19 protein-coding genes are annotated in these 20,706 nt (G+C 66.1%); 8 read left to right on the forward strand and 11 right to left on the reverse strand.

From position 1 onward, the window contains the following. Window positions 1-54 precede the first annotated feature (54 nt). Window positions 55-1,317: an acyl-CoA dehydrogenase family protein gene (locus AC1RVW_RS24570; protein WP_493203130.1), complete on the forward strand. Its 1,263-nt coding sequence runs from the start codon at window positions 55-57 to the stop codon at window positions 1,315-1,317. Between the two features lie 21 nt (window positions 1,318-1,338). Here AC1RVW_RS24570 and AC1RVW_RS24575 read toward each other — a convergent pair whose 3' ends face one another. Together AC1RVW_RS24575 and AC1RVW_RS24580 are read right to left on the reverse strand one after the other, a co-directional pair. Further along, window positions 1,339-1,653: a hypothetical protein gene (locus AC1RVW_RS24575; RefSeq protein WP_081269142.1), complete on the reverse strand. Its 315-nt coding sequence runs from the start codon at window positions 1,651-1,653 to the stop codon at window positions 1,339-1,341. 339 nt (window positions 1,654-1,992) lie between these two features. After that, entirely contained in the window at window positions 1,993-2,817 is an 825-nt protein-coding gene (locus tag AC1RVW_RS24580) for a crotonase/enoyl-CoA hydratase family protein (protein ID WP_493203132.1), read from the reverse strand. 91 nt (window positions 2,818-2,908) lie between these two features. Here AC1RVW_RS24580 and AC1RVW_RS24585 point away from each other — a divergent pair, with 91 nt between their 5' ends. Together AC1RVW_RS24585 and AC1RVW_RS24590 are read left to right on the forward strand one after the other, a co-directional pair. Next, entirely contained in the window at window positions 2,909-4,777 is a 1,869-nt protein-coding gene (locus AC1RVW_RS24585) for a PhoX family protein (RefSeq protein ID WP_493203134.1), read from the forward strand. Window positions 4,778-4,810: 33 nt separating this feature from the next. Beyond that, window positions 4,811-5,200 carry a DUF488 domain-containing protein gene (locus tag AC1RVW_RS24590; RefSeq protein WP_081269139.1) on the forward strand — a complete coding sequence of 130 codons (390 nt, stop codon included), beginning with the start codon at window positions 4,811-4,813 and terminating at the stop codon, window positions 5,198-5,200. A 12-nt stretch (window positions 5,201-5,212) separates the two neighbouring features. Here the strand turns inward: AC1RVW_RS24590 and AC1RVW_RS24595 are convergent, their stop codons facing one another. After that, entirely contained in the window at window positions 5,213-5,821 is a 609-nt protein-coding gene (locus AC1RVW_RS24595) for a glutathione S-transferase (RefSeq protein ID WP_493203136.1), read from the reverse strand. A 123-nt stretch (window positions 5,822-5,944) separates the two neighbouring features. Between AC1RVW_RS24595 and AC1RVW_RS24600 the strand changes: the two genes are divergently transcribed. Further along, window positions 5,945-6,403: an Lrp/AsnC family transcriptional regulator gene (locus tag AC1RVW_RS24600; protein ID WP_081269176.1), complete on the forward strand. Its 459-nt coding sequence runs from the start codon at window positions 5,945-5,947 to the stop codon at window positions 6,401-6,403. Between the two features lie 4 nt (window positions 6,404-6,407). On the opposite strand, the gene AC1RVW_RS24605 is transcribed toward AC1RVW_RS24600, so the two are convergent. Next, window positions 6,408-7,310 carry an SDR family oxidoreductase gene (locus AC1RVW_RS24605; RefSeq protein ID WP_081269137.1) on the reverse strand — a complete coding sequence of 301 codons (903 nt, stop codon included), beginning with the start codon at window positions 7,308-7,310 and terminating at the stop codon, window positions 6,408-6,410. A gap of 167 nt (window positions 7,311-7,477) precedes the next feature. On the opposite strand from AC1RVW_RS24605, the gene AC1RVW_RS24610 reads away from it, so the two are divergent. Further along, a complete protein-coding gene (locus AC1RVW_RS24610; RefSeq protein WP_493203139.1) occupies window positions 7,478-8,359 on the forward strand; it encodes a CoA transferase in 882 nt (293 codons plus the stop codon). Between the two features lie 10 nt (window positions 8,360-8,369). On the opposite strand, the gene AC1RVW_RS24615 is transcribed toward AC1RVW_RS24610, so the two are convergent. Continuing rightward, window positions 8,370-9,275 carry a hypothetical protein gene (locus AC1RVW_RS24615; RefSeq protein ID WP_493203141.1) on the reverse strand — a complete coding sequence of 302 codons (906 nt, stop codon included), beginning with the start codon at window positions 9,273-9,275 and terminating at the stop codon, window positions 8,370-8,372. A gap of 37 nt (window positions 9,276-9,312) precedes the next feature. Next, entirely contained in the window at window positions 9,313-10,218 is a 906-nt protein-coding gene (locus AC1RVW_RS24620) for a DMT family transporter (protein ID WP_493203143.1), read from the reverse strand. A gap of 401 nt (window positions 10,219-10,619) precedes the next feature. On the opposite strand from AC1RVW_RS24620, the gene AC1RVW_RS24625 reads away from it, so the two are divergent. Both AC1RVW_RS24625 and AC1RVW_RS24630 read left to right on the forward strand, forming a co-directional pair. Then, on the forward strand, window positions 10,620-12,554 hold the full coding sequence (locus AC1RVW_RS24625; protein ID WP_493203145.1) for an EAL domain-containing protein: 1,935 nt from the start codon (window positions 10,620-10,622) through the stop codon (window positions 12,552-12,554). 32 nt (window positions 12,555-12,586) lie between these two features. Continuing rightward, on the forward strand, window positions 12,587-13,594 hold the full coding sequence (locus AC1RVW_RS24630; RefSeq protein ID WP_493203147.1) for a GGDEF domain-containing protein: 1,008 nt from the start codon (window positions 12,587-12,589) through the stop codon (window positions 13,592-13,594). A 20-nt stretch (window positions 13,595-13,614) separates the two neighbouring features. Here AC1RVW_RS24630 and AC1RVW_RS24635 read toward each other — a convergent pair whose 3' ends face one another. Further along, window positions 13,615-16,020 (reverse strand): YgiQ family radical SAM protein, encoded by a 2,406-nt coding sequence (locus AC1RVW_RS24635; RefSeq protein WP_493203149.1) that lies wholly within the window; start codon window positions 16,018-16,020, stop codon window positions 13,615-13,617. 147 nt (window positions 16,021-16,167) lie between these two features. Here AC1RVW_RS24635 and AC1RVW_RS24640 point away from each other — a divergent pair, with 147 nt between their 5' ends. Further along, window positions 16,168-17,118: a bifunctional helix-turn-helix transcriptional regulator/GNAT family N-acetyltransferase gene (locus AC1RVW_RS24640; protein ID WP_493203151.1), complete on the forward strand. Its 951-nt coding sequence runs from the start codon at window positions 16,168-16,170 to the stop codon at window positions 17,116-17,118. Window positions 17,119-17,160: 42 nt separating this feature from the next. On the opposite strand, the gene AC1RVW_RS24645 is transcribed toward AC1RVW_RS24640, so the two are convergent. From AC1RVW_RS24645 to AC1RVW_RS24660, 4 genes are all read right to left on the reverse strand, one after another. Continuing rightward, entirely contained in the window at window positions 17,161-17,943 is a 783-nt protein-coding gene (locus AC1RVW_RS24645) for a 3-hydroxybutyrate dehydrogenase (RefSeq protein ID WP_493203153.1), read from the reverse strand. Between the two features lie 46 nt (window positions 17,944-17,989). Beyond that, window positions 17,990-18,739 carry an acetoacetate decarboxylase gene (locus AC1RVW_RS24650; protein ID WP_493203155.1) on the reverse strand — a complete coding sequence of 250 codons (750 nt, stop codon included), beginning with the start codon at window positions 18,737-18,739 and terminating at the stop codon, window positions 17,990-17,992. An 80-nt stretch (window positions 18,740-18,819) separates the two neighbouring features. Beyond that, a complete protein-coding gene (locus AC1RVW_RS24655; protein ID WP_106934252.1) occupies window positions 18,820-19,950 on the reverse strand; it encodes a patatin-like phospholipase family protein in 1,131 nt (376 codons plus the stop codon). A 160-nt stretch (window positions 19,951-20,110) separates the two neighbouring features. Continuing rightward, on the reverse strand, window positions 20,111-20,560 hold the full coding sequence (locus AC1RVW_RS24660) for a CHRD domain-containing protein (protein ID WP_081269127.1): 450 nt from the start codon (window positions 20,558-20,560) through the stop codon (window positions 20,111-20,113). Window positions 20,561-20,706 lie beyond the last annotated feature (146 nt).

Here is a 20,706-nt window from a genome sequence, read left to right on the forward strand (position 1 = left end):
AACTCGGAAAGCGCATTTCACAAGCGCGGCGGGGGGGCGGACAGTCGGGGGCACATGGAATCCCTCATCGAAGCAACGAAATCCCCCGCCGCGCACGTCGGCGGCGCACAGGCCCCCTCTTCCGCACAGCTCTTCGCGCGCTTTCGCCCCGTCTTCCGGCGCATCGCCGAACACGCGGTGCAACGCGAAAACGAGCGCGAACTCGCCTACGAGCCGGTGGCATGGCTCAATGCCGAGCGCTTCGGCGCATTGCGCGTGCCGCTGGCGCATGGCGGCATCGGCGCCTCGGTCGCGCAGCTCTACGACCTGCTGGTCGAACTCGGCGAAGCCGACTCCAACCTGCCGCAGATACTGCGCGCGCACTTCGGCTTCATCGAAAGGCTGCTCGCGGAAATCGACCCCGCGCTGCACGGTCCGTGGATGCGCCTGGCGGCCGAGGGCGTGATCTTCGGCAACGCCACCACGGAGCTGGGCGACGGCTCGCTCACCACCATGCAGACCACGCTGAAGCCCGACGGCGACGCGTGGCTGCTCGACGGCGACAAGTACTACAGCACCGGCACGCTGTACGCGGACTGGATCTCGGTCTCCGCGCAACGGCTGAACGCCGACGGCAGCAGCGAGCGCGTGATCGCGCTGGTGCCGGCGCAGGCCGAAGGCGTGGAGCGCATCGACGACTGGCGCGGCATCGGCCAGCGCCTGAGCGCATCGGGCACCACGCGCTTTCGCAACGTGCGGGTGAAGCCGGGCAACGTGCTGCTGTACGTGCGCGACCAGCCCACGCCGCTCACCGCGCATTTCCAGCTGATTCACCTGGCGACGCTGGCGGGCATCGCGCGGGCCATCGTGCGGGACGCGGTCGCCTTCGTGCAGGCGCGCAAGCGCATCTACAGCCACGGCAGCGGCAACACGCCGCGCGAAGACCCGCTGGTGCAGCAGGTGATCGGGCAACTGGCGAGCGCGGCGTTCGTTGCGGCATCCACCGTACAGGCGGTGGCGCGCGGCCTCGATGAAGTCGACCGCTTCCGCCAGCGCAACGAGGCCGCGCCCGAAAGCCTTTTGTTCGAAGTGGAGCTGGACACCGCCAAGGCCCAGGCCGGCATCGTCGACCTGGTGCTGCAGGCCGCTACGCGGCTGTTCGACATCGGCGGCGCCTCGGCGCTGCAGGAGGACCGGCGGCTCGACCGGCACTGGCGCAATGCGCGCACGCTGGCGTCGCACAACCCGACGATCTACAAGGGCCGCGTGGTGGGCGACCACCTGCTCAACGGCGCGCGGCCGACTTTCTATTGGGCAGTGGGCGCCATCGCGTCGTGAGGCGCGCGGCGAGCGCCGCGCTCAGACGCGCGGCAGCGCCGCCAGGAAGGTAGACACCACGATCGCGGCCGCGCGGTCGAGCTGGAGGATGCCCTCCACGTCGAAGGCGTGCGGCGCCGTGCGTCCACTCGAGCCGAGCGGCTTGCGGATCTCTACAAGAACTTCGGCCGCGAGTTCGCGGTCGCTGCGCGGGCTGCCGTCGGGGTGCATCACCCATTCGTTGACTTGATCGAATGGAATGCTGCGGAAGACCCCGACGATGGGGACGTACTTGTAGCGATCCTCGCCCACCAGGATGGGCACGCTGAGATTGCAGAAAAACGTGGTCGTCGACATGCAGGATCGCCGTCGCTAGGCAAAACGTTCAATTGTTAATGAGTGTGGCGTCAGGAGCCATCCTTCTCTAGGGCAAACACGGGGAAAGACGTGACCTTCTGCACAGAAACTGTGTCCAAATTCATTCATTTTCCCCTTAAAACAACTACTTTATTCTTACATAAACCAGTTTGAAATGCACTGCCCACGCGCCACGGGGGCTTCCGCGGCGACTTAACGAGCGCAAAACGTTTACAAAACGCAACGCGAGCGGTCCCGGAGTTACCGGCCGCTCGCGCAGTCCTGACTGTATGGCTGAATGAAGGTTGGCGGCCCGCCCGCAGGCGAAGGCCGGCGGCGTCAGGCGGGCGTGTCGAAACGCGGGACGCGCCGCTCGATGTTGGCCTTCACGGCCTCGACCTGGTTCGCGCTGCCGATCAGCGCCTGCTGCTCGACCGATTCGGCCATCAGCAGGTCGGCGGCACTCTGGTGCGCCGACGCATTCAGCAGCCGCTTGCCGGCGCGAATGGCGTCGGGGCTCTTGCCCGCAATCTCGTGCGCCATCTGCAGGGCATCGGCCAGCGGGTCGGCCGACAGCCGCGTGGCAAAGCCGATCCGGAGCGCTTCCTCGCCAGAGAAGATGCGGCCGGTGAAGGTGAGTTCGCGCACCACGTCGGCACGCGCCAGTTCGCGCATCAGCACCATGCCGGCCATGTCGGGCACCAGGCCCCATTTGATTTCCATCACCGACAGCTTCGTGTCCGGCGCGACGACGCGGATGTCCGCGCCCAGCGCCACCTGCAGCCCGCCGCCGAAGGCCACGCCATGCACGGCCGCGATCACCGGCACCGGCACTTCCCGCCACACCATCGCGACCTGCTGCGCCGCATTCGCGATGCCGTGTGTGCGCGCCAGCAGGTCGGTGCCGGCGGCGCCCTCGCCCAGCACGCCGGCCGCGCCCTGCTGCATGCGTTCGAACGACGCCATGTCGAGCCCCGCGCAGAAAGCCTTGCCGCGCCCGGAAATGACCACCGCCCGCGCCGCCTTGTCGTGGCGCAGCGCTTCGCCGGCGGCGATCAGCGCGTCGAACATGGCGGGGTCGAGCGCGTTCATCTTGTCGTCGCGCGAGAGCTGCAGTTCCACCACGCCGTCGGCGTGGCGTGTCCATTCGATGCGGTCGGTCATTCGATGTCTCCTGGGGCGGTCCGGGCGCGAGTATCGCCCGGCACGGCGCTCGGCGATGATGGCGGCTGTCGCCTACACAACAGCTCCCGCCATGCCATTGGACCGCCGCCGCTTTCTTCTTCAATCGGGCTCCGCCGCCGCCGTCGTGGCGCTATTCGGCCAGGGCTGCGCGGCACCCGCCACCGGGAAAGCCGATGCCGGCGTGCTCGGCTTCACGGGCGTATCCGCATCGCTGCGCGACGGCGTCGCCATACCGCCCGAATACGAATGGCAGCTGCTCTACCCCTGGGGTACGCCCACCGGCATCGCGGGCCGCATGCCGGCTTTCGCGACCGACGCCTCCAACAGCGCCGACGACCAGGCCGTGCAGGCCGGCATGCACCACGACGGCATGCATTTCTTCGCCCTCGACGCCAGCGGCGACCGCGGCCTGCTCGTGATGAACCATGAGTACACCGACGAGCAGCTGCTGCACGCCGACGGCGCCAGGCAATGGACGCCGGAGAAGGTGCGCAAGTCGCTCCATGCGATGGGCGTGTCGGTCATCGAGATCCGCCGCACGCCCGATGGCTGGCGCCAGGTGCTGCCTTCGCCGTTCGCGCGGCGCGTGCACGGCAACACGCCGATGCGCATCGCCGGCCCGGCCGCCTGCACGCCGCTGATGCGCACCGCCGCCAACCCGGCGGGCGACGCGGTGTTCGGCACCTTCGCCAACTGCGCGATGGGCGTCACGCCCTGGGGCACCTACCTGACCTGCGAGGAAAACTTCCACGGCTATTTCGGCGGGCCGAAGGAAGCCGCCTCGCGCATGACGGCCGCGCAGCGCCGCTACGGCACGGTCCCGGGATCGCAGTGGGTGGAGTACTGGCGCTTCGACGAGCGCTTCGACCTGAGCCGGCATCCGAACGAGGCGCACCGCTTCGGCTGGGTGGTCGAGATCGACCCCTTCGACCCCGCCGCCACGCCCATCAAGCGCACGGCGCTGGGCCGCAAGCGGCAGGAAAGCGCGACCTGCACCGTCGCGAAAGACGGCCGCCTCGTGGTCTACATGGGCGACGACTCCCGCTTCGAATACATCTACAAGTTCGTGAGCCGCGACAAGGTTCGCCCCGGCACCGATGCCGCCGCGCGCGCCGAGAACCGCCACCTGCTCGACGACGGCACGCTGCACGTGGCGCGCTACGACGCCGGCGGGCGCGGCCGGTGGCTGGAACTCACGCACGGCCGCGGCGGCCTCGACGCGGCCGGCGGCTTTGCCGACCAGGCCGAAGTGCTGGTCCACGCGCGGCTGGCCGGCGACGTGGTCGGCGGCACCAAGATGGACCGGCCCGAATGGATCGCGGTGCATCCGCAGTCCGGCGAGGTCTACGTCACCCTCACCAACAACAGCCAGCGCGGCGACGCCGGCAAGCCCGGCCCCGACGCCGCCAACCCGCGCGCCAACAACCTCTTCGGCGGCATCCTGCGGTGGCGCGAGGACGGCGGCGACGCCGCCAGCACCGGCTTCGCCTGGGACCACTTCGCACTCGCCGGCGATCCGGCGCAGCCCGGCAGCGGCGCGCGCTATCCCGCGGCAGAGGCCGACATGTTCGGCGCGCCCGACGGCCTGCACTTCGACCAGGGCGGGCTGCTCTGGATCCAGACCGACATGAGCGGCCAAGTGATCGGCAAGCCGCCCTACACCTCGCTGGGCAACAACCAGATGCTGTGCGCCGACCCGGCGTCGGGCCGCATCAAGCGCTTCCTGACGGGGCCGAACGGCTGCGAGATCACCGGCTGCGTGGTGACGCCCGACCGGCGCACGCTGTTCGTCAACATCCAGCACCCGGGCGAGGCGCGCGACGACGGCGACAGCAAGCACAACAGCGCCTGGCCCGACGGCACCGTGCCGGGCAGCGCGCGCCCGCGCTCGGCAACGCTGGCGATCCGGCGGCGGGACGGCGGCATCGTCGGCACCTGAGACACAGCCTTCAAGAGAAGAAAGGAAAGCCCCATGAGCATCCGCATCGTCCGCCTAGGCACACCGCGCGCCGATGGCGAAGGCCTGCGCGTCGGCACCGTGCGCCGTCCGCCGCGCGGCGTGCCGAAGGCCGAGTTCGCATCGCAGAACTGGTACGACGTGTGGTACCCCAACCTCGCGCCGTCGGTCGAGACGATGAAGCAGGCGCAGGAAGCGCAGACGCCCGCGCAATGGAACGCCTTCGTGCGCAAGTTCAAGGCGGAGATGGCCGAGTCCGACGCGAGCCGCAGCCTCGACCTGCTGGCCGCGCTCTCGCACGGCACGGCCCTGTCGGTCGGCTGCTATTGCGAAGACGAGTCGCACTGCCACCGCTCCGTGCTGCGCAGCCTGCTGGCCGAGCGCGGTGCGGACATCGCGGACTGAAGACCGCCGCCGTCAGACCTGCGGCGCGCCCAGGAACACCGGCAGGCTCTCCGCCCGCGCGGCGTAGGCCGACAGCACGGGAAAGCCGTCCGCCGCAATGACGTCAGGCAGCATCAGCTGCGTGAAAGACCAGGCCACCGCCGTCGAGACGCCGGCCTGCGTCATCGTTTTCTCATCGGCGGGCAGCGGTGACGCCGCCACCTCGCGTTCGAGCGCCGCATACGCCGCCACGAGCTGGCTGCGCACCCTGTCCACCCAAGGCTGGTGCAGCTTCTCGGCCGGCCGCAGCTTGTGCTCGTAGACGATCTGCACGGTCTTCTCGCAGGCCGCGAGCGCGAGCCCGGTGATGCGCAGGGCGCGCACCCGTTCGGCAAGCGCGGCAGGCATGAGGCTGCGGCCGCTCAGGGCTTCGGCGTAGTCGATGACGAGCGTCGAATCCATCAGCACCGTGCCGTCGTCGCAGACCAGCGTGGGTGCCTTCACCACCGGATTGATCCCGCGAAACTCTTCGAAGGTGCTGAAGACCGAGACCGGCCGGTGCTCGAAAGGCACGCCGAGCAGCCGCAGCGAGATGGCGGCGCGCCGCACGTAGGGTGAGTCGAGCAAGCCGACGAGTTGCATGGGTTCTCCTGGAAAAGATGGCCGCCACGTTACCCGGCACGCTTCTCGCGGCGAAGTGCAATCCATCGAAAATCGCGGCCTCGGACCGATCGATCATCGGCGCGCAACCTTCCCGACATGCACATGAACATCGACAAGAAAGACCGGCTGATCCTCGAAGCGCTGCAGGCCGATGCACGGCAGAGCCTTGCCGCGCTGGGCAAGCGCATCGGCCTGTCGCAGCCGGCCATGAGCGAGCGGGTGCGCAAACTGGAGGAAGCGGGCGTGATCGAAGGCTACGGCGCGCGCGTCAACCTGCGCGCGCTGGGCGTGGGCCTGCAGGCCATCATCCGCATCGAGACCACGCATGCGGGCATCGCCCGCTACCTGAAGCTGTTCGAGGCCATGCCCGAAGTGCTGAGCGCCGACCGCGTCACAGGCGAAGACTGCTTCATCGTGCGCTGCGCGATCGCGGAGCCGGCGGACCTGGAGCGCGTGGTCGACGCGCTGGCGGTCGACGGCGCGGTGACCACGTCGCTGGTGCTGTCGAGCCCGGTCAACAAGCACGTCACCGTGCATGCGGCCCGGCCGCCGAAAAAATAGGCGCTCAGCGCTGCGCCTTGTCCTTCTGGTTCTGCGCCTCGATGCGTTCGCGCGCGGCCTGCCAGTCGGCGTCGCTCCACTGGCGCAGTTCGTAGAAATTGCCGCCGGTGGCCAGTGCGTTGCCGCCGTCCATCATGATGCTCTGGCCGGTGAGCCAGTCGCACTGGCCGGGCGCCATCAGGAAAGAAGCCAGGTTCTGCAGCTCGCTCATGCGTCCGGTGCGCGCCATCGGGTTGGTCTGCTTGCTGCGCGCGCCGGGCTCTTCGCCGGGGTTCAGGCGCTTGCTCATGCCTTCGGTGGGAATCTCGCCGGGGCCGACCGCATTCAGGCGGATGCCGTGCCGCGCCCACTCCACCGCGAGCGACTTGGTCATCACCTCGATGCCGGCCTTGCTCATGGCCGAGGGCACGACGTAAGGGCTGCCGTTGTCGACCCAGGTGACGATGATGCTCATCACGCTGCGGAAGGCGTCGCCCTGCTTCCACTCGCCCGCCTTGGCCTGCGCCACCCAGCGCTTGCCCACGGCCTGCGTCACGTAGAAGCTGCCGTGGAACACGATGTTGGCGATGGCGTCGAAGGCGCGCGGCGAGAGGTTCTCGGTCGGCGAGACGAAGTTGCCCGCCGCGTTGTTGACCAGCCCGGTGAGGCCGCCGCTCTGGAACAGGCTCTCGACCATTTCGTCGACCTGCTGCGCGATGCGGATGTCGACGCCGAAGGTGTCGATGCGCCGGCCCGGAAACTGCTGGCGCCATTGCGCGGCCGTTTCCTCGCAGACCGACTGGCGCCGCCCGCAGATGGCGACGTCCGCGCCCAGGCTCAGGAAGCGCTCGGCCATCGCGCGGCCCAGGCCGGTGCCACCGCCGGTCACGAGAATGCGCTGGCCGCTCATCAGGGAAGCTTCAAACATGGTTCGTCTCCTGTCGTTTGCATGTGGTCGAGGCAGCGGCAAGGGAGGTGGCTGCCACCGGCACATGCTACGCGCGGGCCTGCATTCCGGCTTGCGGGAACTGGCTCCTGTGCACCCCGCGCCCCGGGTGAGAATGTGCGAAACGAGTTTCCTGGAGACAACAGCCGATGCCCGATTCCACAAGCCCCGCCCATGACCACGCCGCACCGCTGGAGGGCGTGCGCGTCCTGAGCCTTGCGCTGAACCTGCCCGGCCCGGCCGCGCTGCTGCGGTGCCGCGGCATGGGCGCCGCCTGCCTCAAGCTGGAGCCGCCCGGCGGCGATCCGATGGCGCTGTACAACCGGCGGGCCTATGCGGCACTGCACGAGGGCGTCGAGATCCGCTCGGTCGATCTGAAGAGCGAAGCCGGGCAGGAACAACTGCATGCCGAGCTCGCGGCGACCGACGTGCTGCTGACCTCGTTCCGCCCGTCCGCATTGGCCAAGCTCGGGCTCGACTGGCCGGCGCTGCATGCGCGCCACCCCAGGCTGTCGCAGGTCGCCATCGTCGGCGCGCCGGGCGAACGCGCCGAGGAGCCGGGCCATGACCTTACCTACCTCGCGGAAAGCGGGCTCGTGACCGGCACCGAGCTGCCGCCCACGCTCTACGCCGACATGGGCGGCGCCCTGCTCGCGAGCGAGGCGGTGCTCAAGGCAATGCTGCTGCGGTCGCGCAAGGCCGGCGGCGTGTACCTCGAAGTCGCATTGAACGCATCGGCCGACTGGCTCGCCCTGCCCCGCGCCTGGGGCCTGACGCAGCCTTCGGGCGCGGTCGGCGGCGCGCACGCGGGCTACCGCGTCTACCCCTGCGCCGACGGCCGGGTCGCGGTGGCTGCGCTCGAGCCGCATTTCGCGGCCCGGCTCTGCGAGGCCGCGGAGATTGCGTCGCGCGACATGTTGGCGCCGGCCACGCACGAGGCGCTGGCCGACTGGCTGGCGACGCGCACCCGCGCCGAACTCGATGCCATGGCCCGTGAGCGCGACGTGCCGCTGCTCACGCTGGCCGGCTGATCGGGCCGATTCAGCGCGTCGCCACGCCGTCGCGCTGCCGGTCTTCGCGCTTGAGCGCGAGATACGTGTCGAGGTCGACCTCGTGCAACTGGCGCGGGTACTGCTCGGCCGCGGCGAACCAGCGGCGCTGGCGGCGGTCGGACTGGTCGGAGCCGGGTGCCGCGAGGTAGGCGTCCAGCGTCAGGAAGTAGCGCATCGCGTTGCGTTCCACCAGCCCGCGCAGGCCGCGGATGTAGTCGGGCTGGCCCTCCGGCGTCTTGCCAACCACGGTGAAGCCCACCTTGTCGCTGCCGAAGGTCGCGAGGTAGGCCATGGTGCCCAGCCGGACCATCGCGTTGTGGTCGTAGCTGTAGCTGAAATGCAGGAAGCTCTTGTGCTCGTCCAGCGCCAGGGCCTCAAGCTTGACGCGGTAGTTGCTCGTGCCCAGCGGCCCGCTCTCGGCCGACAGTTCGACCGACAGATGCTCCGGCGAGGCACCCGCGACGCGGTAGACGAACGGCAGCTCGAAGGCCTGGTCGATCGGCTTGTCGTAGCGCCGCACCACGTAGAGCGTGATCATGTCGCGCCCTTGCGGTCCGCTGGCCACCGTGCAGCGCCGATTGTTGATGTGCAGGGTCAGCACCTCGCACCAATGGGCCGATCCCTTGAGCGTGCTGCTGATCTCCTGCAGCGGATGATCGACCAGGGCATAGACGTCGCCTTGAAGGCCGTCGGCCGTCTCCACGGAATCGATCTGCACGGGACGCCCGAAGCTGCTGTGCTCTAGCCTGTCGCTCAGGCGCTGGTGGGTGGCACGCAGCGTCTGGGCGGCTGGCGATTCGGGCGGGGCGGCAAGCCCCGCCGACGAAGCTGCGATCAGCAGCGCGCCCGTGAAGGAGCGCAACCATGGAACCGGCAGGTGGGGCGAACTGCTCATGGGGCCACACCATACAACGGAAGGTCCAGGCGTGCCTTCAGTCCGCCTGCGCGGATCTGCCGCGCCGCACCAGCAGCAACATCGCGCCCGCAAGCAGCACCGCGCCCGCCCACTGGCGCGGCGCCATCGGCTGGGCGAGCAACGCGGCGGCCAGCAGAGCGGCCACCAGCGGCTCGACCAGCGTGCCGATCACCGCCGAGGTCGGCGACAGCCGCCGCGCGCCCCAGGCGAAGGCCAGGTACGCCACCGAGGTCGTCACCACGCCCGTATAGCCCACCGCGAGCCATTGCGCGCCGCCTTCGGGCCAGGTGATGCCGCCGGGCCACGCAACGGCCAGCATGCATGCGGCCGCGGCCGTCATGCCCCAGGCAGATGCCGTGGCGGCCGGCACCCTCGCCGGCATGCGCGCGTTGCCCAGCACCACCATCGCATAGCAGAAGGCCGAGGCCAGAGACCAGGCCACGCCGGCCGCATGCCCCGGCGCGAGCGGCCCCCACCCCGCGGACGGCATCACCAGCAGCAGCACCCCGGCAAGCGCGAGCAGCAGTCCCGCGAGCAGGCGCGCGCCGAAGCGCTCGTAGCCGCGCAGCACCGACACCAGCGCGACGATCGCCGGGGCGCAGCAGATCGAGATCACGGTCGGCAACGCGGCACCCAGATGGGAAATACCCACGAACCAGCAGCTCACGTTGAGCGCCATTGCGGCGCCGGTTGCCAGCAGTTGCAGGCGCTCCCGGCCCGTCATGTCGGCCCACCGCCCCTGCGCGCTCGCCGGGGTTCGCCAATGCAGCCACCACAGCAGCGGCAGGCCAAGCGCGAAGCGCGCCAGCGACAGGCTCTGCGGCGCGATGCCGCCCTCGATCAGGAATTGCGCAACCAGGGCGCCACCGCCCCACAGCGCGCCGGCCAGCAGCACGCCGCCCCAGGCCAGGGCGGCAGACATTCTTGCGTTCATTGTTGAAAGTTCTCCATGACGCCCGCCAGAGCCGATCGGCTGCGACCGGAAGCGGGCATGACCGTCCATGCCGCGTCCCGCCTCGAGGCGGACAGCGGCGACCACTTGCGTGCCAGAGCGCTGCGCCGGAAGGCGCGCGCCTCAGCTGCGGGTCGATGGAGGGGGAGAACGGTACAGGGCCATGGCGCGCATCTTAGAACGCACGAACTGGCGCCCGCAAACGCGCTCATGGCGTTCTGGCAGGCGGAATCAAGGACAAATGTCGGGTGTGCAGGAACTCGGCGAGTTGAAAGACTCCCGGCACCCATTTCAAAAATATTGTCGAACGCGGGGACGGGAGCGGTAGCCCGGACCCTGCGTTGGAGGACGACGTAGTGCAGGAAATTTTCATGGCCGCTTGGCAAGCCGAGCTGGCAAATTACCCGTTGCTGATTCTTCAGGCAGCGGCTCTCCTCGGAATATTGAGCATCACCCTGCTGCTCTCCCGAACACCCACCGAAAGAGTCGAATCGAGAACGCTTCTGTACGGCTCGGTTTTCGGCATCACCAGCTTCGCCCTGATCGCCCTGTCCTCTCAATTTTTCAACCTGCCCTCAAAGCCCTATCTCTCGTCCGATCTGCTCTTCCTTGGAGGCCTGCTGGGAGGATGGAGGGGAGGAACGATAACGCTGGCCCTGACAATTTCGGCGCGCCTGATATTCGGCGGCTTCAACCAGGTGGAAGCGTTTCTGCTGGATATGTCGATAACCACCGCGGGCGGCATCATCGCGCATTCGGTCTACAGCAAAAAGCCGCTGATGCAATTCGGGTGGAAAGAAGTATTGAAAATATGGAGCGCCCGAATGGCGTGCTCCATGTTTTCGAGTGGCGTCATATTCTTATTGAAACTGGTCCCGCCCAAGGTGAGTGCGCATGTCACTGCATTGCAGATAGTCGGATTCAGCACTTCGCTTTTCATTTTGGGATGCGTCATAGCCCTGCTGCGCGTGGACGCACATATCAGGGATTCCTATTTTCAGCGAATGAAAATGTACCGCACGGACCTTCTCAGCGGATTACCCAATAGAAGAGCCTTGAGCGAGTATCTTGAAAAAATTCTCCATAAAAACCAGTCGCAGCATGTGCTTCTCACATTCGAGGTCGGAAATCTGAAGGAAATGGTCCGCATCCTGGGGCACGACTGGACGGATAAATTCTGGGGCCATCTGGCGAGCCAGTTGACGAATCAGGAAACCCTCAAGATGACCTCGAACGAGAAATCGAATTGCTTTCAATTGTCTGACCTGGCACTGGCCTTTGTTGTGCAGGAAACCTGCGTCGCCCAGATAGAAAATTGCCAGCTCGTGCCCCGTCTGTACGCCGACGTCATGGAGCACCTGCAAGTTGCCGGCGGCCCTTACTCCAATGTGCAACTGCGTTGCGGCGTTACGAATGTGCGAACGGCAGATGACGCAAACGCCTCATCCGTTCTGAGAAACATCAGCCTTGCGCTCCAGAGCAGCAATCAACAGATCAGGTATTTTCACGATTCTTTTTCTGCCCAGGCCGACAAGGACGCAAAAGTCCACGAGTTGATCATTGGCTGGATTCGCAATATCAATCCGCCATTGAACTACCAGCCGAAGTTCAACCTGGAGACCCGGGTGATCTGCGGTGCCGAGGCGCTGCTGAGAGCGCACTCCGCGGAAGGCCTGCCCCTGTCCCCGCTCTACGTGCTGGATGTTGCAACCCGCTACCAGCTGCTGCTGAAACTCGAGTGGTGTACCGTCGAAATGGTGATTCGGGAACTGGCCCAGTGCATGGCCAAGGGTTTCCACACCCCGCTGTCCGTCAACATATCCGCGGCATCCATCACGGTACCGGACTTCGGCGAGCGAATTCTGGATCGCCTGGATCGCTACCGTGTGCCCTCCGAAATGCTATCGATTGAAATCATCGAATCCGGGCAGGTGCCGGACATCGACACCGTGAAGGAGAACATCCATAAATTGAATTCGGCGGGTGTCGGGTTGTCTCTCGATGATTTCGGCGCTGGATATTCCACGTTGACCACCCTGGCCAAGATCCCGTTCGACGAAGTGAAGATCGACTATGCAATGGTCTCGATGATCGAGCAACCGCGCATGAACAAGGCAATTGGTCTGGCCCTGGAAAGCGCGACGAGGTATGGCGCAAGGCTTGTCGCAGAGGGAGTCGAAACCGAAACCCAGCTGGAAATACTCGTCAAAATGGGCATCAAATTCGGCCAGGGCTATCTTTTTTCCAAGGCAGTATCCATGAATGACCTGATCGAACTGTCAAGACTGGAAAAACATGTGCAATAGCATGCGCCGATAGCCTTGCGATTGCGCAGATCATGAAAAACGAAGACACACGAGTGAATGAATTCCGATTGCTTATCAAGCCTCTGTCGCTCGGAATGCAATTGGGCGGCATGGTTCTGGTTGCAATGGTATGGATTCTTGCGGATGAATCCTATCAATACGACCATCGATGGATCATTTTGCTTGCGGCCCTTACCGTCACCTCGGTTTTTGCAAGCTGGAAAATAGCATTTTTCTCATTTTTTTCCATCACGACCGTCTGGCTGCTATGCATTGCGCTCACGCTGCTGGCCGAACCCAGCATCAATAGAAATCACTGGATGGCGGTGCTGAGCATCGGAGTATCTCTGGCGGTAGCGCCCGTCTTTTCCCGGACCAGCGAATACATCATCGTGTCCATCGGCATTTGGCTCATTTTCGGCAAAGGGTCGCTGATAAATGCGCCATTCGGCGGAGATGTGAAATGGGCATGGCTTTCAATGTCAGCCGCGATCATGGTCGGCGTATTCTTGAACGCACTCTTCGCCCGAATACATCGCCAAAGCATTGTGCTTCGCGACAAGCTCGTGGATCTGGCCTTCACCGATGCGCTGACCGGCATCGGCAATCGCAGGAAGTTCCTGAGCGATGTCGATGAGGTCCAGAAGTCGCGCGATGCGAGTTCCGCTTGCCTGCTCATGCTCGACATCGACAACTTCAAGCGCATCAATGACGATTTCGGCCATCCGATGGGCGACGAAGTCCTTCGGCAGGTAGCTCAAGCCATCCGCCGATCCGTCGCGGATGAGCCGTGCGGGAGGCTGGGAGGCGAGGAGTTCGGGATCTTCCTCACTCAGGGAGGAGAAGAGCGGGCAGCCACGGTGGCCGCCCAGATCCTGGCTCGGATACGCGAACTGGACGTGCTCGACCGAAAAATCACCGCCAGCGTCGGCATTTCAAGAATGAGCGATGAGCAGTCGTTTTCCGAATTGATGAGAGCTGCCGACGAAGCGCTCTACGTCGCCAAAAGCCGCGGCAAGGATTGCTTCGCGGTCTTCTGATGCGATGCGGCTCGCGCGGCTCAGCGCGGCTTGCGGATGTTGCCGCGCACCGGACCACCCGATGGCTTGCGCGGGCTCGAACCCGAGCCGTTGTCGCGCGGCGGCAGGCCGGTGTGCTGCGTGAGGATGCGGCCCTTCGAGGGCTTCACCGGTGCCAGCTTGACCGGTGCGGCCTTGGCGGTGGCCGGCGCCGCGGTCGAATTCTTGCGCCGCGCGCTCGTGTATCCGCCGTCGGTCAGCGGCTGCCAGGTCGGAATGAGGTGGTGCTTGCCGTTGCCGATCAGGTCGGCACGGCCCATGCTTTTGAGCGCCTCGCGCAGCAGCGGCCAGTTGTTGGCGTCGTGGTAGCGCAGGAAGGCCTTGTGCAGGCGGCGGCGCTTGTCGCCACGCACGATGTCCACCGTCTCGCTCTCGCGCGTGATCTTGCGCAGCGGGTTCTTGTTGGTGTGGTACATCGTCGTCGCGGTGGCCATGGGCGACGGGTAGAAGGTCTGCACCTGGTCGGCGCGAAAGCCGTTCTTCTTGAGCCAGATGGCGAGGTTCATCATGTCCTCGTCGCTGGTGCCCGGATGCGCGGCAATGAAGTACGGAATGAGGTACTGCTTCTTGCCCGCCTCGGCCGAGTATTTCTCGAACATCTGCTTGAACTTGTCGTAGCTGCCGATGCCGGGCTTCATCATCTTGGTGAGCGGGCCCTGCTCGGTGTGCTCGGGCGCGATCTTCAGGTAGCCGCCCACGTGGTGCTGGACCAGTTCCTTCACGTACTCGGGCGACTGCACAGCCAGGTCGTAGCGCAGGCCCGAGCCGATGAGGATCTTCTTGATGCCCTTCAACGCACGCGCCCGGCGGTAGATCTTGATCAGCGGGTCGTGGTTGGTGTTGAGGTTCGGGCAGATGCCCGGGTACACGCAGCTCGGCTTGCGGCAGGCCGATTCGATTTCGGGCGACTTGCAGCCGATGCGGTACATGTTGGCCGTGGGGCCGCCGAGGTCGGAGATGGTGCCGGTGAAGCCCTTGACCGAATCGCGGATGGCCTCGACCTCCTTGATGATCGAGTCTTCGGAGCGGCTCTGGATGATGCGGCCCTCGTGCTCGGTGATCGAGCAGAAGGTGCAGCCGCCGAAGCAGCCGCGCATGATGTTCACGCTGAAGCGGATCATTTCCCACGCGGGGATCTTGGTGGCGCCGTCATGGCTGCCGTTCTCGTCGGCGTAGCGCGGATGGGGGCTGCGGGCGTACGGCAGGTCGAACACGTAGTCCATCTCGGCCGTGGTGAGCGGAATGGGCGGCGGGTTGATCCACACGTCGCGCGCCGTGGCGCCTTCGCCGTGCGCCTGCACCAGCGCGCGGGCATTGCCGGGGTTGGTCTCCAGATGCAGCACGCGGTTGGCGTGCGCGTAGAGCACCGGGTCGCTGCGCACCTGCTCGTAAGCCGGCAGGCGGATCACGGAACGGTCGCGCGGCGGCACGCTGATCTTGCCGCGCGGCTGCAGCGCGGGGTTCGGCACGAAGTTCAGCGGCTTGATGGCGGGGTTGACCACCGAGGCGCCTGCCGGGCCGGCGGCTTCCGCGGCCTTGGCGACGGCCTGCGCCTCGTCTTCCTTGGCGCAGGTGGCGCCGTTGGCCTTGGCCTGGTCGGACACCATCAGATACGGATTGACGTGCGCCTCGACGCGGCCTGGTTCATCCACGCTGGTGGAGTTGATCTCGAACCAGCCGTCGGGGGTTTCGCGCCGCACGAAGGCGGTGCCGCGCACGTCGGTGATCTGCTGCACCGGCTCCTTGGCGGCCAGGCGGTGCGCGATCTCGACGATGGCGCGCTCGGCGTTGCCGTACAGCAGCAGGTCGCACTTGGCGTCGACCACGATGGAGCGGCGCACCTTGTCCGACCAGTAGTCGTAGTGGGCAATGCGGCGCAGGCTGCCTTCGATGCCGCCGAGGATGATCGGCACGTCGTTCCAGGCTTCCTTGCAGCGCTGCGAATACACGATGGCCGCGCGGTCGGGGCGCGAGCCGCCGACGTCGCCGGGGGTGTAGGCGTCGTCGCTGCGGATCTTGCGATCGGCCGTGTAGCGGTTGATCATCGAATCCATGTTGCCGGCGGTCACGCCGAAGAACAGGTTCGGCTTGCCCAGCACCTTGAAGGGCTCGGCGCTCTGCCAGTCGGGCTGCGCGATGATGCCCACGCGGAAACCCTGCGCCTCGAGCATGCGGCCGATCACCGACATGCCGAAGCTGGGGTGGTCGACATAGGCGTCGCCCGTGACCACGATGATGTCGCAGCTGTCCCAGCCGAGCGCTTCCATTTCCTTGCGCGAGGTCGGCAGAAACTTGGCCGTGCCGAAACGGGCCGCCCAGTACTTGCGGTAGCTGGTAAGCGGCTTGGCGGCGCGCGCGAAAAAGGAGACGTCGACGGGGGCGTTCATCGGTGGGGGCAGTCGGCGCCGTGGGCGCGCCGTTGTGGGCAACCCTCGATTTTAGGGTTTTCCACCTCCCCTGTCGCTCTAAACATCCTGTGACCATGCCGTCGGCAGGACTTCGATTGGTTGCCAAAGTCAATCAATCAAATGACAATGGCAAGCATGTCCACGACTTCAACTCCCGTCGATCCCGCCGCCGTCAAGGCGATCCGGCAGTTCAACCGCTTCTATACGCGCCGCATCGGCGCACTCGATCCGTACCTCGGCAGCCCCATGTCGCTGACCGACGTGCGCGTGCTGTACGAGCTGGCCCACCGCGAAACCGCGGTCGCCAGCGAGATCGGGCGCGACCTCGGGCTCGATGCGGGCTACATGAGCCGCATCCTGCGCCGCTTCGAATCCGAAGGCTGGCTGACCCGGGAGCCCCATCCGCGCGATGCGCGCCAGAGCGTGCTGCACCTGACCGAAGCCGGCCACGCCGCATTTGCGCCGTTGCAACAGAAGTCGCGCGAGGAAGCCGCCGCGCTGCTCGAGTCGCTCGAGCCGTCGCAGCGCCAGCAATTGGTTCAGGCCATGGGCACGATGCAGTCCCTGCTCGACCCCGATGCTTCGCCGCCCAAGCCCCAGGCAGCCATCCTTCGCGACCCAGCGCCCGGCGATATCGGCTGGGTGGTGCAGCAGCACGGCGAGATCTACGCGCGCGAATACGGCTGGAACAGCAAGTTCGAGGCGCTCGTGGCCGGCATCGCGAGCGAGTTCCTGCTGAAGTTCCAACCCGAATGGGAGCGCTGCTGGATCGCCGAACTCAACGGCGAGCGCGTGGGCGCGATCTTCGTGGTGCGCAAGTCGGCCACGGTGGCGCAACTGCGCATGCTGATCCTGACGCCCGGTGCGCGCGGCCTCGGGCTCGGCGGCAAGCTGGTCGACGAGTGCATCGCCTTCGCGCGGCTCAAGGGCTACAAGAAGATGGTGCTGTGGACCAACAGCTGCCTGGCGGCTGCACGCGGCATCTACGCCAGGCGCGGCTTCCAGCTCACGCAGTCGGAGCCGCACGAGGGCTATGGCTCGCCGCTGGTGGGCGAGACCTGGGAGCTGAAGCTGTAGTTGGTTGGTCTTGCTCCTTCCCCCGCCGGGGGAGGGAGAAACTCACTGCATGAACCAGCCGTGGCTCACGACGAGAGACTGCCCCGTCAGCGCATTCGTCGGGAACCCCGCGAACAGCAGCGCCACGCGCGCCACGTCTTCCGTGGTCGTGAATTCGCCATCGACCGTTTCCTTGAGCATCACGTTCTTGACGACTTCCTCTTCGCTGATGCCCAGCGTCTTGGCCTGTTCGGGAATCTGCTTCTCGACCAGCGGCGTGCGCACGAAGCCCGGGCAGATCACGTTGGCGCGCACACCGTGCTTGGCACCTTCCTTGGCGACCGTCTTGGCCAGGCCGATGAGGCCGTGCTTGGCGGTGACGTAAGGCGCCTTCAGCAGCGAAGCTTCCTTCGAGTGCACCGAGCCCATGTAGATCACGCTGCCACCACGGCCTTGCGCGTACATGTGCTTCAGGCAGGCCTTGGTGGTGAGGAACGCGCCGTCCAGGTGGATGGCCAGCATCTTCTTCCAGTCGGCAAAGCTGAACTCTTCCACCGGGTGCACGATCTGGATGCCGGCATTGCTGATGAGGATGTCGATGCCGCCGAAGGCGTTCGCGCCCTCTTCCACCGAGGCGTTCACCTGGTCTTCGTTGGTCACGTCGACCGCCACGCCGATGGCCTGCGCACCGGAGGCCTTGAGCTCGGCCGCGGTAGCGTCGGCAGCCTCCTTGTTGAGGTCGGCAATGATGATCTTCGCGCCTTCCTGGGCGAACAAGATGGCGATTTCCTTGCCGATGCCGCTGGCCGAGCCGGTGATGTAGGCGACCTTGTCCTTGAGTTGCATGGTGCGTGTTCCTTGAGAGAGTTGGGTTGGAAGATGAGTGCGGAAATCAGGCGAGGTAATCATGCTCGACCGTGCCCAGCGCGAGCGTCATGTCGGCGATGTAGTGCACGGCCGACTCGACCTTCAACACCGGCAGGTCGGCCACCGGCGCCAGCGCATGCGGATGCAGTTCGAGCGAGGCGGGGCCGCCCCAGGCACCGTGCAGCGTCACGTCGACCATGTGGTAGCGCACCAGCTCGCAGATGCGCGCCGTGCCGTCCACATGCGGAATGATCTTGAGCAGGAAGTTGGGCTGCGCGATGCCCGCGAGGATGGGCTCCGGGTCGAGCGCGCGGTGCTTGAAGCCCATGGTGGCCTTGGCCACGCGCACCTTGCCGTAGTCGAGCGTGCCGACGACCACGTCGGTCTCGTAGTCGAGCACCGGCGAAGCGAGCTTCTTGGGAAAGCCCCAGAGCTCGCGGCCGCCAGCAATGGGCGGATGGTCGTCGAGGTACATGGCGTGCACGTACGCGCCCTTCTCCACGCCCTTGGCGGTGCGCAGCTGCACCGGAATGACCTGGCCCGATTCGGTGTAGTCGCCGAAACCGGTGGAGTCGGGCATGCGGATGAATTCGTACTTGACCAGCGGCTCGACCACCTCCAGCGGCTCCGGCACCACGGCACGCAAGGCGTCCATGTCGGTGCGGTAGGTGACGATGAGAAATTCACGCCGTACGAAGCGATAGGGTCCGGGCGGAAAGGCGGGGCTCGTCAGCGGCATCGCGAATGCCGTTCGTCGCACGTCTTCAATGTTCACGAACATTTCCTCCTGTTGAAGTGACGGGCCCAGTCTGGCGCTGGTTTCTTAGTCGAGGCTGAACTCTCCGGATACGCGGTTCAGCGTGCGAGACCGGGCCGCTTCACGCGCCCAGAGCCATGCTCGCCGAGGTCGAAAGTGGTCACGCCGTTGACGGTGGCGTCGGCGCGCAGCAGTTCGGGGTGCGCGAGCGTGCTGCGCATGTCGCGCACGCCGGACTCCCAGTGCTCTTCGACGGCGGCGCGCGAGAACTCGTAGTCTTTCGATTCGAGCTCGTAGGGCTTGTCGCGGTAGATCAGATGGAAGATGTCGATCGGCTCGTGCGTCAGCTGCGACTGCACCGCCAGCACGCTCGGGTCGTTGCGCAGGCTGGCGGGCAGCTTGGTGATGAGGTCGGCAATGGCCTGCTGCAGGTTCATGTTGGCCGCCAGCGCGTCCGTGTTCATGCGGGTGCGGCTCGAGTAGGTGATGTCCTTCTGGCGCTCCAGCACGCCGGCCATGGTGCGGGGCATTTCACCGCGCGCGTTGAACAGGTCGACCTGCAGCACCACCAGCGGCTCGGTGCGCGGATGCAGGTCCAGCACGTACTGCAGCGGCGTGTTCGACACGATGCCGCCGTCCCAGTAGTCGTCGCCGTCGATGCTCACCGGCGCGAAGCCGGGCGGCAATGCGCCGCTGGCCATGATGTGCTCGGGCCCGATGGACTGGCGCGTGTTGTCGAAGTACACCGAGTTGCCGGTGCGCACGTTGACGGCGCCCACGCTGAAACGCGCCTCGCAGGCATTGATGCGGTCGAAGTCGACGAGGCGCTCCAGCGTGGACTTGAGCGGCGAGGTGTCGTAGTAGCTCAGCAGCGGCGCCGCCCCGCCCATCAGCAGGGCTGGCGAGTAGCGCGGCTCGAAGAAACCCGGAATGCCCACCAGCGAAGCCATGGTGGCGCTGTACTGGTTCTGAGCCGCCCGGTCGCCCAGCCACGAAGGCAGGCGCTGCGAAGCTCCGGAAGACACGAGGTGCCAGAACTCGCGCAGCCGGTCGACACGCTTTTCCGGGGCATTGCCTGCGATCAGCGCCGCGTTGATGGCGCCGATGGAAACGCCGGCGATCCAGTGCGGCTCGAGTTCGGTCTCGCTGAGCGCGGCGAATACACCGGCCTGGTAGGCGCCGAGTGCGCCCCCACCCTGCAGCACCAGCGCCTTGCGGGCGGTGCGCATGTCTTCGCGGCGCGAAGCAAAAGGGTTCAGGGGCTGGGAGGACTGAGAGGACTGAAAGGAGGCGCCACGGGTTTTTTTCTTGGGTGGTGTCGTCGTCATGCGTTCATTTGACCCCAGCTCCGCGACACCAACCTGACCAGGGGTCTTGCCCCTGGCGGAATCACATCTTCGGCAGCATCTGCCCGCGAATCTCGCCGCCGGGGTTGGCAGCGGTGTGCACGTTGGCGTACCACTTGCCAGCACTCAGATCGGCGGCCTGGGCCGGAGTGAGCGTGGCCTGGCCTTCGATCGGGCTCGCCGGATTGGCAAAGGGCAGCACCACGCCGGCATTGGCACCCGCGGCGGCTGGGCCGTGGAAGTGCGCCATGGTGGCGGGGCCGCTCAGGCCGGTGTAGGTGATCTTGTACTTGAGCACGTTGGTGTCGCGGTCGAGCCAGGCCTCTGCCATGCCGCTGCCGCGCGTCATGTTGGGCGGGACTTCGCTGGCCGCATTCATCGCGCCGCTGAAGCTCGCGACGTTCGACTTCGACATCATTCCGCAGCCGACCAGCGCGGCACTGGCCACGCCGGTAATGAGGGCTGCGCGCAAAAAGGTGCCATATTTGGTCATGAGCTTTATCTCCTGGGTTGTGTAAGCGACCACAGCATAGGCAGCACGGCGGCACTTGTCTTGTCGGCCATCGCCCCGACTTCCCCCGGCGCCAGGCGCCCGGAAAGCGGCCTGAAAGACAATTCGGCGATGAGTTCTCCCACCCC

Source organism: Variovorax sp. MPBD4-3, assembly GCF_058809745.1.

What these genes read in the sequence shown, in the direction of transcription:
- AC1RVW_RS24595 (WP_493203136.1), bottom strand. Translation starts at nt 5,821, where the DNA reads ATGCAACTCGTCGGCTTGCTCGACTCACCCTACGTGCGGCGCGCCGCC.
- AC1RVW_RS24605 (WP_081269137.1), bottom strand. Translation starts at nt 7,310, where the DNA reads ATGTTTGAAGCTTCCCTGATGAGCGGCCAGCGCATTCTCGTGACCGGC.
- AC1RVW_RS24645 (WP_493203153.1), bottom strand. Translation starts at nt 17,943, where the DNA reads ATGCAACTCAAGGACAAGGTCGCCTACATCACCGGCTCGGCCAGCGGC.
- AC1RVW_RS24580 (WP_493203132.1), bottom strand. Translation starts at nt 2,817, where the DNA reads ATGACCGACCGCATCGAATGGACACGCCACGCCGACGGCGTGGTGGAA.
- AC1RVW_RS24610 (WP_493203139.1), top strand. Translation starts at nt 7,478, where the DNA reads ATGCCCGATTCCACAAGCCCCGCCCATGACCACGCCGCACCGCTGGAG.
- AC1RVW_RS24620 (WP_493203143.1), bottom strand. Translation starts at nt 10,218, where the DNA reads ATGTCTGCCGCCCTGGCCTGGGGCGGCGTGCTGCTGGCCGGCGCGCTG.
- AC1RVW_RS24590 (WP_081269139.1), top strand. Translation starts at nt 4,811, where the DNA reads ATGAGCATCCGCATCGTCCGCCTAGGCACACCGCGCGCCGATGGCGAA.
- AC1RVW_RS24575 (WP_081269142.1), bottom strand. Translation starts at nt 1,653, where the DNA reads ATGTCGACGACCACGTTTTTCTGCAATCTCAGCGTGCCCATCCTGGTG.
- AC1RVW_RS24615 (WP_493203141.1), bottom strand. Translation starts at nt 9,275, where the DNA reads ATGAGCAGTTCGCCCCACCTGCCGGTTCCATGGTTGCGCTCCTTCACG.
- AC1RVW_RS24655 (WP_106934252.1), bottom strand. Translation starts at nt 19,950, where the DNA reads ATGCGCACCGCCCGCAAGGCGCTGGTGCTGCAGGGTGGGGGCGCACTC.
- AC1RVW_RS24625 (WP_493203145.1), top strand. Translation starts at nt 10,620, where the DNA reads ATGGCCGCTTGGCAAGCCGAGCTGGCAAATTACCCGTTGCTGATTCTT.
- AC1RVW_RS24600 (WP_081269176.1), top strand. Translation starts at nt 5,945, where the DNA reads ATGAACATCGACAAGAAAGACCGGCTGATCCTCGAAGCGCTGCAGGCC.
- AC1RVW_RS24630 (WP_493203147.1), top strand. Translation starts at nt 12,587, where the DNA reads ATGAAAAACGAAGACACACGAGTGAATGAATTCCGATTGCTTATCAAG.
- AC1RVW_RS24640 (WP_493203151.1), top strand. Translation starts at nt 16,168, where the DNA reads ATGGCAAGCATGTCCACGACTTCAACTCCCGTCGATCCCGCCGCCGTC.
- AC1RVW_RS24570 (WP_493203130.1), top strand. Translation starts at nt 55, where the DNA reads ATGGAATCCCTCATCGAAGCAACGAAATCCCCCGCCGCGCACGTCGGC.
- AC1RVW_RS24585 (WP_493203134.1), top strand. Translation starts at nt 2,909, where the DNA reads ATGCCATTGGACCGCCGCCGCTTTCTTCTTCAATCGGGCTCCGCCGCC.
- AC1RVW_RS24635 (WP_493203149.1), bottom strand. Translation starts at nt 16,020, where the DNA reads ATGAACGCCCCCGTCGACGTCTCCTTTTTCGCGCGCGCCGCCAAGCCG.
- AC1RVW_RS24660 (WP_081269127.1), bottom strand. Translation starts at nt 20,560, where the DNA reads ATGACCAAATATGGCACCTTTTTGCGCGCAGCCCTCATTACCGGCGTG.